12 protein-coding genes are annotated in these 12,612 nt (G+C 55.9%); 6 read left to right on the top strand and 6 right to left on the bottom strand.

The window, feature by feature from the left end:
• Nucleotides 1–4 precede the first annotated feature (4 nt).
• Both A7317_RS08025 and A7317_RS08020 read right to left on the bottom strand, forming a co-directional pair.
• Nucleotides 5–853 (bottom strand): urea carboxylase-associated family protein, encoded by an 849-nt coding sequence (locus A7317_RS08025; protein WP_069075533.1) that lies wholly within the window; start codon nt 851–853, stop codon nt 5–7.
• A 15-nt stretch (nt 854–868) separates the two neighbouring features.
• Entirely contained in the window at nt 869–1,513 is a 645-nt protein-coding gene (locus A7317_RS08020) for a GntR family transcriptional regulator (RefSeq protein ID WP_069077376.1), read from the bottom strand.
• Nucleotides 1,514–1,647: 134 nt separating this feature from the next.
• On the opposite strand from A7317_RS08020, the gene A7317_RS08015 reads away from it, so the two are divergent.
• Nucleotides 1,648–2,226 (top strand): TetR/AcrR family transcriptional regulator, encoded by a 579-nt coding sequence (locus A7317_RS08015; protein WP_024074177.1) that lies wholly within the window; start codon nt 1,648–1,650, stop codon nt 2,224–2,226.
• Nucleotides 2,227–2,240: 14 nt separating this feature from the next.
• Here A7317_RS08015 and A7317_RS08010 read toward each other — a convergent pair whose 3' ends face one another.
• The 4 genes from A7317_RS08010 to A7317_RS07995 all read right to left on the bottom strand — a co-directional run bounded on the left by A7317_RS08010 (nt 2,241) and on the right by A7317_RS07995 (nt 6,815).
• A complete protein-coding gene (locus A7317_RS08010; protein WP_069075532.1) occupies nt 2,241–2,573 on the bottom strand; it encodes a ComEA family DNA-binding protein in 333 nt (110 codons plus the stop codon).
• A gap of 109 nt (nt 2,574–2,682) precedes the next feature.
• A complete protein-coding gene (locus A7317_RS08005; RefSeq protein WP_069077375.1) occupies nt 2,683–4,677 on the bottom strand; it encodes a polysaccharide biosynthesis protein in 1,995 nt (664 codons plus the stop codon).
• Between the two features lie 112 nt (nt 4,678–4,789).
• Nucleotides 4,790–5,809 carry an MraY family glycosyltransferase gene (locus A7317_RS08000; RefSeq protein ID WP_069075531.1) on the bottom strand — a complete coding sequence of 340 codons (1,020 nt, stop codon included), beginning with the start codon at nt 5,807–5,809 and terminating at the stop codon, nt 4,790–4,792.
• 37 nt (nt 5,810–5,846) lie between these two features.
• On the bottom strand, nt 5,847–6,815 hold the full coding sequence (locus A7317_RS07995) for a UDP-glucose 4-epimerase family protein (protein WP_069075530.1): 969 nt from the start codon (nt 6,813–6,815) through the stop codon (nt 5,847–5,849).
• Between the two features lie 676 nt (nt 6,816–7,491).
• Here A7317_RS07995 and A7317_RS30575 point away from each other — a divergent pair.
• The 5 genes from A7317_RS30575 (at nt 7,492) to gmd (ending at nt 12,611) form a co-directional block, all read left to right on the top strand.
• Nucleotides 7,492–7,782, top strand: coding sequence for a hypothetical protein (locus A7317_RS30575; RefSeq protein ID WP_155766384.1), 291 nt, complete (start codon nt 7,492–7,494; stop codon nt 7,780–7,782).
• On the top strand, nt 7,779–9,281 hold the full coding sequence (locus A7317_RS07980) for a lipopolysaccharide biosynthesis protein (protein ID WP_069075527.1): 1,503 nt from the start codon (nt 7,779–7,781) through the stop codon (nt 9,279–9,281). The genes A7317_RS30575 and A7317_RS07980 overlap by 4 nt, the downstream gene beginning before the upstream one ends.
• Before the next feature lie 109 nt (nt 9,282–9,390).
• Nucleotides 9,391–10,491 (top strand): glycosyltransferase family 4 protein, encoded by a 1,101-nt coding sequence (locus A7317_RS07975; RefSeq protein WP_069075526.1) that lies wholly within the window; start codon nt 9,391–9,393, stop codon nt 10,489–10,491.
• A gap of 4 nt (nt 10,492–10,495) precedes the next feature.
• Nucleotides 10,496–11,455: a GDP-mannose 4,6-dehydratase gene (locus tag A7317_RS07970; RefSeq protein WP_069075525.1), complete on the top strand. Its 960-nt coding sequence runs from the start codon at nt 10,496–10,498 to the stop codon at nt 11,453–11,455.
• 31 nt (nt 11,456–11,486) lie between these two features.
• On the top strand, nt 11,487–12,611 hold the full coding sequence (gmd, locus tag A7317_RS07965; RefSeq protein WP_069075524.1) for a GDP-mannose 4,6-dehydratase: 1,125 nt from the start codon (nt 11,487–11,489) through the stop codon (nt 12,609–12,611).
• The last annotated feature ends 1 nt before the right edge of the window (nt 12,612 follow it).

The following is a 12,612-nucleotide window of genomic DNA, read 5'->3' as shown; positions in this document are numbered from 1 at the left end:
TGGGTTACTCCCAAGCCGCCTTGGCAATATGCAACCCGTGCTGCCCCTTATAGGCAGCACGCTCCGGCTGGCTCCAGCCGTTCAACAACTCATCCTCCAGCCGATAGATCTCAACCCCCAGCGGCCGGCACACCGTCAGCGGGTCCTGTGCATCCGGCCCCCACATCGGCAACGACAGATCGCCACCCGGGCAGGTCGACAGCGCACACAGCAAATCAATCTCGGCAAAAAACTCCAGGTAATCGCCCTTCTGCGCTGGGCAGGCTTTCATGAAGTACATATCGTCGTGATTGAGGCCTGTGCACTGGAAAATATTCAGTACGTCATGCACGTCGAATTCCGTCAGGCCGTGGGGCAAAACCGCCCGCGTCAGGTTCGAGTGGCAATGGTGATGGAAATCCTCCCCCGTGAGCATGCGGTTCACATAGGGATCACAGCGCGTGCCGAGCAAATCGTGCAGGCGACCGCCATGCTCGTCGATGCCATAACTCGCCAGGCTGTCATCGGTGATGGTCACCAGGGGTCGCAGGAATGGCAGGTTCGACCATAGCCGGTCATGGGTGCTGACATGCGCGCCCTGCAATTGACGCGTGCGCGCCGCCCACAGACGTTCGCGTGGGTCGTTGGCGTTCCACACGTTGAAGTCACCCACCTGCGGCCCCACCGGCGTGGTGACACGAAACACATGCCCGGCCGGCACCTTCCACGCCCTCCCCGTGCGAATCGGCACCTCGAACTGCTCGATCAACGTGCGCTGGTCTTTTCGCTCACGAATGCGCTCGTAAAATGCCGTGTCGACCTGCAACGCCGAACCTTTGCTGACCTGATAAGCGGCCGGATAGTCTTTGTACATGATTCAGATCCTCGATCAGGGGTGGGTAAACAGGGCCAACGACAGGCGTTCCGAATCCTCCAGATACACGCGCATCGCATCACCTGCCGCGGGTTTATCGCCTTGGACCAGTAACGCGTAAATCTCACGATCGCGCTCCAGCCAGGGCGACTGGAAGCGCTGCTCATCGGGCGCCGCGCAAAACACCAGGCGCAACTGAGCGATCACCTGGGCGAAAAACTCATCGAACAAAGGGCTGCGCATCAGCCCGACAATCTGTTGATGGAACAACAGGCTGTGGGTCGCCACCGCCCGCCAATCCTCGCGCTCGCGAGCCAGGGTCGTGGCCTCGATCGCGTTCTGCATGCGCTCGGATTGATCCCCCGTCAGCGCGCCGCTCTGGGCAATAGCCTGCAACTCCAAGGTGCGGCGGACGACAAACAGATCACACACTTCCTCGCGCTCCAACCGGCGGACCATCACCCCTTTGTTACGCACATAGCGGGTCAAGCCCTCCTGCCCCAAACGATGCAACGCCTCGCGAATCGTATTGCGCGACGCGTTGTAGGCCCTGACCAGATCCGCCTCGACCAACGCCATCCCTGGCAAAAGCCGGCCACCGATAATGTCGGCCCGCAGCTCCAGGGCAATCTGGTCAGCTAAAGACAAACTGAGCGTCATCATCACCTCACGATTGTTGAACAATCCATGCGGAAGACGTAATCACGTTTCATGCCAAAGCCTATAGCGCCGAGTAGATGTGTAAAAAGAAACAACTTTCGTTAAAGTGCCGCTACGTCTCACGAGGCAACCTCATGCGTTACTCACCCGACCGTAAAGCCCAGACCCACCAACGCATCATCAAGGAAGCCTCCGCACGCTTTCGCCGCGACGGTATAAGCGCCACCGGCCTGCAGCCGCTGATGAAAGCGCTGAACCTGACCCACGGTGGGTTCTATGCGCACTTCAAATCCAAGGATGAACTGGTGGAGAAAGCTCTGCAGGCGGCCGCGGCGGAGTTGGATGCCCATTGCGAAATGCTGTTCAGCCAGGAACGGCCGCTGCAGGCATTTATTGATAGTTACCTGTCGGAATGGCACCTGACCTCACCGGATCAGGGATGCCCGCTGCCCACCATGTCTTCGGAACTGGGCCTGAGGGGCCAACCGAGTACAACCACCGACGACGTGCTTGGCGCAAGGCTCAAGCAGATTGAAACGGCGTTAGGTGATGGACGTGGCGATGCGCAAAGCCTGGTGATGATGTCGACCCTGGTGGGTGCATTGGTACTGGCCAGGAGTGTCGAGAATACGGAACTGTCCGCGCGCATCATGGAAGTGGCACGTGAGAGCCTGAAGGCGCAGATTCCAGAAAACGAAAAGGCCGGTCAGTGACCGGCCTCCTCCCCTTAGTTGATCGAGAGCCTCTCGCGGTTCTTCTCCAACAGCGCCTTGCCGATGCCCTTTACCTCCAGTAACTCATCCACCGCCGCGAACGGCCCGTTGCTTTCGCGGTAGGCAATGATCGCCTTGGCCTTGGCGGCACCGATGCCGAAGAGATCACGACGCAGGGTTTCGGCGTCGGCGGCATTCAGGTTGACCTTGGCGGCTTGCTCGACCTGCACCATCTGCGCCGCCATGGGGGTTGGGGGTTCGGGTTTGATCGACGGGGCAGCGGTGGTGGTGACGGAGAGCGTGGTGAGGAAGGCGAAGATTAGGGAAGTAAGGTAGATATTTTGCATTGCGACACTCCATGACATCAATGAGGGAAAAGCAGCTTTCCTAAGCTGCCTTTCAAACTTAGGTGATGTTTGGCAGGAGTCAAAAACGGGTGAGTAACAGGGTGTTAGCTCACGGTTCCAGGCGTCGCTGCTGGTAGATCCAGTCGACAATTTCACCGTCCGGCGAATAGCCGCTGACGGTGTCGCGCAGTAGCTGGCGAACGCGGGTGTAGTCGTCCTGCTCCACGGCGGACAGCAGTTCGGTCAACTTGCCTTTGAGGGTGTCCCACGACAGGTGGTCCTCGTTGGCACTCATGATCATTGGGTGCTGGGTAGCAACGACGTTGTCGCCGATCAGTAACTCTTCGTAAAGCTTTTCGCCGGGGCGCAGTCCCGTGAACACGATTGCGATGTCGCCGTGAGCGTTCTTGTCAGAACGAACGCTCAGGCCGGACAGATGAATCATCCGCTCTGCCAGCTCGACGATTTTCACCGGCTCCCCCATGTCCAACACAAACACATCGCCCCCAAGCCCCATGGAGCCTGCCTGAATGACCAGCTGTGCGGCTTCCGGGATCGTCATGAAGTAGCGTGTAATTTTCGGATGGGTGACGGTGATAGGCCCACCCGACTTGATTTGCTTGTGAAACAGGGGGATCACCGAGCCGGAAGAGCCCAGTACATTGCCGAACCGGACCATGGTGAAACGGGTTTTGTTGACCCGTGAAACATTAGCCTTGTCGCCGAACAACACGGGGGCCAGCTCACGGCTGAGTGCTTGCAGCGTCAGTTCGGCAAGGCGCTTGGTGCTGCCCATGACGTTCGTCGGGCGTACGGCCTTGTCTGTTGAGATGAGTACAAAGTTAGCGACACCGGCCTGAAGCGCGGCTTGTGCAGTGTTCAGCGTGCCGACTACGTTGTTCAAAACGCCTTCGGCAATATTGTGCTCAACCATAGGCACGTGTTTATAGGCTGCCGCGTGGTAAACGGTATCGACGTGCCACGTTTTCATGACGTCCAGGAGTTTGCCCTGGTTACGCACCGACCCAAGGATGGGTAGCAACCGGACAGAAAGCGATTCACGGGTAATTCGCTGTTCGAGCTCGGACATGATGCTGTAAAGATTGAACTCGCTGTGCTCCAACAACAGTAATGTCGTGGGATTGAGCGTCAGGATCTGACGGCACAATTCGGCTCCGATGGAGCCACCCGCCCCAGTCACCAGAACGCTTTGCCGCGTAATGCAATGTTCCAGCAGTTCCGCTTGTGCTGGCACCGGATCCCTTCCAAGCAAATCAGCGATATCGACTTCCTGGATGTCATCGACCTTCACCCGGCCGCTGGCGAGGTCCATGAACCCCGGCACGCTGCGAACATGCAATGGAAAACCTTCGAGGAACTCCAGGATTTCCCGTCGCCGGGCTCTATTGGACGAAGGGATGGCCAGCAGAATTTCCTGGGCCCCGGTTGCATCCATCATGCGCAGAATGTGCCGGGGCTTGTATACCTGCAGGCCCGAAATGACTCGGTCGGAAATGCCATCATCGTCGTCAATAAACGCGACAGGTCGCATGACACGCCCCATGCGCAAAGCAGCCACCAACTGATTACCCGCAGCCCCCGCGCCGTAGATCGCCACACGCGGCAGGCCGTCCTCCCGGCTGGTGAAGGGCACGTGCTGCGCCGCAGTAAACCAATCGCCCAGGAAATACTGACGCATGGCCAGACGCAAGCCGCCCACCAATATCAGGCTCAGCCACCAATAGTTGAAGATGATCGAGCGCGGTACTACAACTTGATGATTACTATATAAATAAACCACGATCCCAAGTATCAGCGATGAAAGGCTGACGGCCTTGATTATCACAATCAAGGCGTCGTTACCGAAGTAACGCATCACGGCGCGGTACATGCCAAAACGGATGAACAACGGGATAGCCACGACCGGTGCGCTTAGAAACAACCAGCGGTGCTGCGCGACAGGGTTGATCATATCGTCCACCCCCAAACGAACGACGAACGCCATCCACAAAGCTATCCAGACCAGAAAAACGTCTGTGATGACTTGCAAGACACGCTTGCGCCGTCGGGGAAGCCCCAGAAGATATGACCGGATAGTACCCATAAACTCCTCAAACACCTGTGCTGCTCCTATTCCTGCCGCCACCCTGTAATTGCTTGACTCCACTGCTACGTGCGAGCAGCTTGACACTAACGCCCGTTGGCTGCGAGCGCGTTCAGCCTGCTTCCAACTCACCCGCGTTGTACTTCACAGCCAGCACGATTAGCGGAACATATGCAACAACCAGTCCAAGCACGCCGTTCAGGCCTAACACACCTACGCCAATGGCAATGGGCGTCAACCAAAACAGATTGATCGCCAGAACCGACAATGTCACCGGCGAATGCCGACCCACTTTACGCGACGCGAATTGATAGGCATGACTGCGATGGGCTTCATAGACTTTGTCACCTCGCATCAGCCGGCGACTCAAGGTAAAGGTCGCATCGACAACAAAAACGCCCAGAAGAATCAGCCACACCCAGAGCAGGTTCGCGTCTTGCCAAGCCGCCACCAGGGAAAAGCCACCCAGGATAAGCCCTAGAAAACCGCTGCCGGCATCCCCCATGAATATTCTCGCTAGCGGGAAATTCCAATAGAGGAAGCCAAGCACCGCCATGCTCAACAACAGAGGCATCCAGATGAGCGTCGGATGTCCAGCCAACCCATAGACTAGGCAAGCACCGAGGCAGGCGCACATCGCCTCAACACTTGCCAAGCCGTCGATACCGTCCATGAAATTGTAAAGGTTGAGCATCCACACCAGATAAAAAACAGCGAGGACGTGGCCCATCCATCCCAGATCAACCATCCCCCAGGGCAAACTGATCGCAGGCAAGCCGCCTAGCCAGAACAGCACCCAAAGGGCTGCGCTGAAGTGGCCCAGCAAACGCCAACGCGCCGCGATGTGGCCATGGTCATCAAGAAACCCAAGCAGGGCCACCACAGCGCCCGCCCCCAGAAGCGCCCAAATGACAGTCCGGGGGACGTCGTCACTGAAGAACAGTATGACCAATGTGACCAGAAAGCTCACAACAATCGCGACGCCGCCACCCCGAGGTGTCGGAACCGAGTGGGAGCTACGCGCGTTAGGCACATCGATCAAGCTTCGGGCCAACGCATAGCGGCGCAATAACCAGGTCAAGAAAAATGCAAGGGCTACGACGACAGGCGCAAGCCATACAAAGTGGTTCATCAACGACTCCAATTCCGGCTCTTGTCAAAAGAGCCCACTACTTCGACTTTTCCTGAAAACGTTCAGCGGTCTTGCGCAGAGCAACCGCCACCGTGGAAGGAGGCGTCCATCCCAGGAGGTCACGCGTTTTCTTGATATCAACCTGTAACGACCCACACAGACGCTGACCGACGCCTTTGCGCCCAATCAGCACCATGCACCAGCGCAACAAGGGCTCGGGCACAGGAATCAGCCGCGCGGGCTTGCCCAGTGCGGCCCCAATACGCTTCAACAGTGCAGTGGTGGACATGTCTTCGCCATCGCTCACCAGGAATGTCTGGTTGGCGGCGGCAGGATGGTGAAGGCACGTCACAATCAGATCCACCAGATTATCCAGCGCCACCAGACTGCGCTGGCCACGGACCGCCCCCAACGGCAAGGGAATACCTTTATTCAGACACACCATCATGCTATGGAAGTTTGCCTTCACGTCCGGTCCGTACACGAGAACCGGACGAATAATAACGACGTCCATGCCGGTCCTTTGCGCCAGCAGCCGAAGTTGCTGCTCTGCCTCCATTTTGGAAATGCCATAAGGGCTGGACGGCGCGGGAAGGTCATCCGCCTTATAGGCCTCGCCAACGCGAGTGCCCTCCCCGTTGACCTTGATTGAGCTGATAAAGACGAAGCGCTTTACACCTGCCCGCGCAGCTTGCTCTGCCAACCTCAACGTCCCATCTACGTTAACCTTGCGATACTCTGAAATCGGATCGCTGGATGCGTCGGACATGATGTGAACACGCGCCGCACAATGAATCAGCGCGTCTACGCCGGCAAGAGGAAGGTCCTCTCCGGCAAGGTAGTTCTCACCGACACGGACGGGGGTTGCCGTTCCCGGCAACACCACGCCGTCACGACGCACAAGTGCACGCACCTGGCAATCGCCCATCAACGCCAGACGCTCTACCACCGCAGCGCCAACAAAGCCGTTTGCTCCGGTCACGAAGAATGTTTTCTTATGACTCAACCCGCATTCTCCAACCGCCTATACACACATTCAAAATGTTCTTCCAAGCTATTTCCAAACGTAAAAGCACGTAGACCGCAGGCATTCGCAATGCGCGACGTAAACCGCGAAACCATTTTGACCCGGCCCGCTGATTTTGAACATTTCTTTAAGCCATCTCATCGCCACTACGCCATGCGCCCACGCCTGTTTCGACGCGCACGATTCGAAGACAACACGCCTATTCATCACGGCCTTCGCAAAGGCCCGTCCCTGCATATCCGTACCCGCTGATCGCGAGGCGCACTAGAGTACCACTTGAGACTGGGCACTCCGAAGAAACAGCAGGGGCTCAAGCGTTGCAGCGCGTGACTCCGTGCATGTTGAGCCCCCATGAACCTGCTTGCCGCAGCCCGGATGCCAAGGCTGAAAGCCACAACCGCCCTACCCCAGGCAAACTGAGTCGGCTTTGGCGGGAAATTCTGTACGATTCTTCTGAATTGCACACCCACCGGCCACGCTCGACCTTGCGAAAGTTCCCGAGTATGCAAGCCAGTGGCTCCCTCGCTCCGACATCCCTTTTCAGGCGCAAATTCAAGAACCTGCGCAGGCCTCAAGACTGTTTAATGTGCCTACGTCATGCTAGGCTTCCCGCCTGCCCATCGTCCTTTAGCGCTCGTCTTACAGAGAGATTGATGTGCCTGTCAGATTGACTGAGCGGTTTTATAAGGCATTGGAAGGCCAGGTTTCCTATGAAGAGCGGGACACACTCCTTTCTGAAAACAGCCAACGCCCCCTCAAACGTACTCTCGGCCGCACCGCCAATTCCTGTTATCAAAATGAAGTCAACCCTCATTATTTGCTGTGGCTAAGGGTCATGTCGCCAGAACGTATTTCACCCATTCAATCGAAACATGCGTTCGATTTCTGCGAATTTCCGAATGCGCTACGCCTGCCTGGCGGCGATGTCGAGGGTGACTGTGAATGAGCGGTATGTTTAAAAACATTTCGGCAAACTTCTTGGGGCAAGGCTGGATGGCCCTGATGGGGATCTGTTTTGTTCCCCTTTACCTCAAGTTCATTGGTGTGGAGGGTTACGGACTTGTTGGTTTCTTTATCATCCTCTCTTCAGCCATGTCCATGTTTGACGGCGGCTTTGGTGCCGTCGCGACAAGAGAAGCGTCCACACATGAAGGCGCATCTGCCGCCGACAAACAGAAAGTCGTCCTCACACTTAAAAGCGTTGAGTGCATCTTCTGGGGCGTGGCGACGACTGTTGGTACGGGCGTCCTGCTGCTGGCTCCACTGATCGCAGATCACTGGCTGACGGTCAGTGCGGACAACATTGAATCGGTCACCCAGTCGCTGAGAATCATGGGGATCGCACTGTGGCTGCAGTTTCCAATCGCGTTCTACTACGGCAGTTTGATCGGCCTTCAAAAGCACGTCACGCTCAACACAATCAGTTCGTTTTTTGCAACAACTCGTGCAGCAGGCGCCGCGGTGGTGTTATGGCTCGTTTCTCCGACGGTAGAATGGTTCCTGATATGGCAGTGCATTAATAGCTTGGTCACCGTTCTGGTACTGCGCACGCAGTTGATCAACCACTTACCGGACTGGAAAGCCGTTCAGATATTTTCCATCGACACTATTCGACGCCTGGGCGGTTTTGCCGCCGGAGTGGGCGCCACCAATATTCTTGCCTTCTTATTAATGCAAGTTGACAAGATTATTCTCTCGAAAATACTTTCTTTAAAAGACTTCGGCTGCTACATGCTCGCCTGGACCGTCGGTTCAGTGGCGTTCAGGTTGATCTCTCCCATATTCAACGTGTACTACCCAAAACTTGTCGCGCTTGTAGCGACCCAGAACGGCGACGAAACACTTCGCACCTTTACAAGAGCCAGCCAGGTACTCTCGTTGCTGGTCATTCCGTTCTCTATCTGGGTGGCGCTGTACAGCCAGCCTCTGCTGTTCTTCTGGACGCGAGATGCAAACGTTGCAGCGCTGGCGAATACGCCATTGTTGATGCTGGCTGTCGGGACCATGCTCTACTCATTCATGCAGATGCCTTACGCACTGCAACTGGCCCACGGCTGGACACGCTTCAGTGTTTGGCAGAACGCCACAGCGGTGGTCTTTATGGTCCCGCTCACCTACTACTTGGCTACGCACTATGGACTGAACGGAAGCGCATGGCCCTGGATGATCCTGAACGTGTGTTATGTCGCGATATGCTCACCCATCATTTTTCGCAAACTGAAAGTAAAAGTGGTGGGCACCTGGTACGCCGAGGCCATATTTGTTCCTGCCGCCATCACACTGTCTTCGCTGTTTCCCATGAAAGCACTGTTTGACATGCTTGATTTTAATAACATCTTTACCATGGCTTTTTCTCTCGCCGTCACCTACGTACTGGTCGGGCTTCGCGTGTTTGTATTGCGCATTGCGGAACGAAAGATCGAATGGAGAAAGACGTTGCAATAATGTCAACGCATGATAATACCCACCCTAAATAGCTGCACTGCGCTTGATAAAGCGCACATTCGATTGTTGATCTATTGAGATCTTATTTTTCACGGGGCGAACACTAAAAATGCGCGTTGCTTTTGATCACCAGATCTTCTGCCTGCAAAACTACGGCGGCATTTCTCGCTATTTTTCTCGGATTGCCGAACAAATGGCCATCAGCGGCAACGACGTGGGCATTTTCTCGCCGCTTCACCGTAACTTTTATCTGAAGGACCTACCCGAGGGCATCGTCCATGGTCGCCAGGCAGAGCAATACCCTCCCCGCACGACAAGACTAGCGCTGATCTATAACCATCTGCTGGGGCAACAGGCGATGCGGGGTTGGCGACCTCAAGTGGCACATGAAACCTATTTCTCACGTTTCAGTGCCGCACCCAAAGGATGTCCGGTGGTATTGACGGTCTACGATATGATTCATGAACTGTTCCCCGAGAACTTCTCGCCACGGGATCAAACAACATCGCTGAAACGACGGGCCGTTGAGCGGGCTGACCACGTTATCTGCATTTCGGAAAGTACACGACAGGACCTCATGAGGCTGTTTGCCGTGCCCAAGGAAAAACTGTCCGTTGTTCATCTGGGGTTCGAACAGTTCAAACCTGCGTCGCAGACACACACCGTACCGCCCTCCAAACCTTATCTGCTGTATGTCGGAAGTCGCCACGGCTACAAGAACTTCTCCGGCCTGCTTGATGCCGTATCGCGCTCACACCGCCTGAAAGTCGATTTTGATATCGTCGCCTTTGGCGGCGGGGCTTTTTCGGCGGGTGAGCTGGAACAGATACAACGCCTTGGTTTTTCTGCGGAGCAAGTACGCCAGGTGGGCGGTGACGACGCCTTGCTGGGCCAACTGTATGAAGGTGCCCGCGCCTTCGTTTATCCCTCCCTTTATGAAGGCTTCGGCCTTCCACCGCTGGAGGCCATGGCCCACGCCTGCCCCGTCATCAGCAGTGGGACCAGTTCAATGCCCGAGGTGATAGGCGATGCAGGGGGCCTGTTCAACCCCCTCGATGGCGACGAAATGGCCAATGCAATAGAAAGAGTGGTTTACTCTGAGGATGAAATCGCCCGATTGGTAAGGCTTGGTCACGAACGCCTGAACCATTTTTCATGGCAGCGCTGCACTCAGGAAACACTCTCGATCTACCAATCCTTACAAAGGTAATGTTTTGGAATATTCAGAAAAAACAGCCCTGATTTGTGGCGTGAGCGGGCAGGATGGCGCCTATCTGGCGAAGCTCCTCCTCGACAAGGGTTATCGCGTGTGGGGAACTTCGCGAGATGCACAAGGTTCGTCATTCGCGAACCTGAAGCGGCTGGACATTATTTCGAAAGTCAAAACCCTGTCGATGGTGCCAGAGGATTTTCGCAGCGTGTTCATGGCGCTCAAGCGAAGCCAGCCGGACGAAGTGTATTTTTTGGCTGGCCAGTCGTCCGTTGGACTGTCATTCGAGCAACCCGCCGAAACGATTCAAAGCATCACGCTAGGAACATTGAATATGCTTGAGGCCTGTAGAATGACCGAACGGCCTATTCGGTTTTATCAAGCAGGGTCCAGCGAGTGTTTTGGCGATACGAATGGCGAGCCGGCGTCGGAAAACACCACGTTTCATCCCCGCAGCCCTTATGCCGTGGCTAAATCCTCCGCTTTCTGGCTGGTCGATAACTACCGTGAGGCTTATAATCTTTTCGCTTGTACCGGCATATTGTTCAATCACGAATCCGAATTACGCCCCTCCAGGTTTGTTACACAAAAAATTGTGACTACAGCCAAACGCATTGCTTCTGGTTCGGGCGAGCGGTTGACGCTTGGGCGACTGGATATTGCGCGGGACTGGGGGGCCGCCTCGGAGTACGTTGACGCCATGTGGCGAATGTTACAGTGCGATGAGCCAAGTGACTTCGTGATTGCTACGGGCCAGACGCACACACTGCAAGCGTTCGTAGCAGAAACGTTCACGCAACTAGGCCTCGACTGGACGGCCTACGTGGATCAATCGCAAGAGTTCTTTCGACCTACTGATCTGCTGGTCAGTCGTGCGGACCCCGCAAAAGCCGAGTGGGTTCTGGGATGGAAAGCCCAATCAACAATGCCCGATGTCATTCGCAGCATGCTTAATGCGATTTAACTACATATTCAAAGAATTCTAGGACGTAGACATGACCCTGAAAAAAGCGCTGATTACCGGGATCACCGGCCAGGACGGCTCCTATTTGGCAGAGTTGCTGCTGGAAAAAGGCTACGAAGTCCACGGTATCAAGCGACGTGCATCCTCCTTCAACACCCAGCGTGTCGATCATATCTACCAGGATCCGCATGTTGATAATCAACGTTTCATCTTGCATTACGGCGACCTATCCGACTCGTCGAACCTGACCCGTATCATTCAGGAAGTTCAGCCTGACGAGGTCTACAACCTGGGTGCACAGTCCCACGTTGCCGTCAGCTTCGAGTCGCCGGAGTACACCGCAGATGTGGATGCCATGGGCACCCTGCGTATTCTTGAGGCAATCCGCCTGCTTGGTCTCGAGAAAAAGACCCGTTTCTACCAGGCTTCGACCTCTGAACTCTACGGGCTGGTGCAGGAAACCCCGCAGAAGGAAACCACACCGTTTTATCCGCGCTCGCCGTATGCCGTAGCAAAGCTTTACGCCTACTGGATCGTGGTCAACTACCGCGAAGCCTATGGCATGCATGCCTGCAACGGCATCCTCTTCAACCACGAGTCGCCACGCCGCGGCGAAACGTTCGTGACCCGCAAGATCACTCGCGGCCTGGCCAATATCGCCCAAGGCCTTGAACAGTGCCTCTACATGGGCAACATGGATGCGCTGCGCGACTGGGGCCACGCCAAGGACTACGTCCGCATGCAGTGGATGATGCTGCAACAGGACACCCCTGAAGACTTCGTTATCGCCACCGGCGTGCAGTACTCCGTGCGTGACTTCATTCGCTGGTCTGCCGCCGAACTCGGCCTGACGCTGCGCTTCGAAGGCGCCGGCGTGGACGAGCGCGGCATCATTGAATCCATCACCGGTGACAAGGCCCCAGCCCTCACGGTGGGAGACACCCTGGTTCGTGTTGACCCACGCTACTTCCGCCCCGCAGAAGTGGAAACGCTGCTGGGTGACCCAACCAAAGCAAAAACCAAACTGGGCTGGGTACCCGAAATCACCGCTCAGGAAATGTGCGCTGAAATGGTTCGCGAAGACCTGAAAGTAGCCCAGCGTCATGCGCTACTGAAAAACCACGGTTACGATTTGCCGGTGTCGCTGGAGAACTAGG

This window comes from Pseudomonas fluorescens (assembly GCF_001708445.1).
GTDB classification, from domain to species: Bacteria; Pseudomonadota; Gammaproteobacteria; order Pseudomonadales; family Pseudomonadaceae; genus Aquipseudomonas; species Aquipseudomonas gorinensis.
The sequence above is the reverse complement of the archived record's forward strand: the minus strand, read 5'-3'. Positions and strand labels throughout refer to the sequence as shown.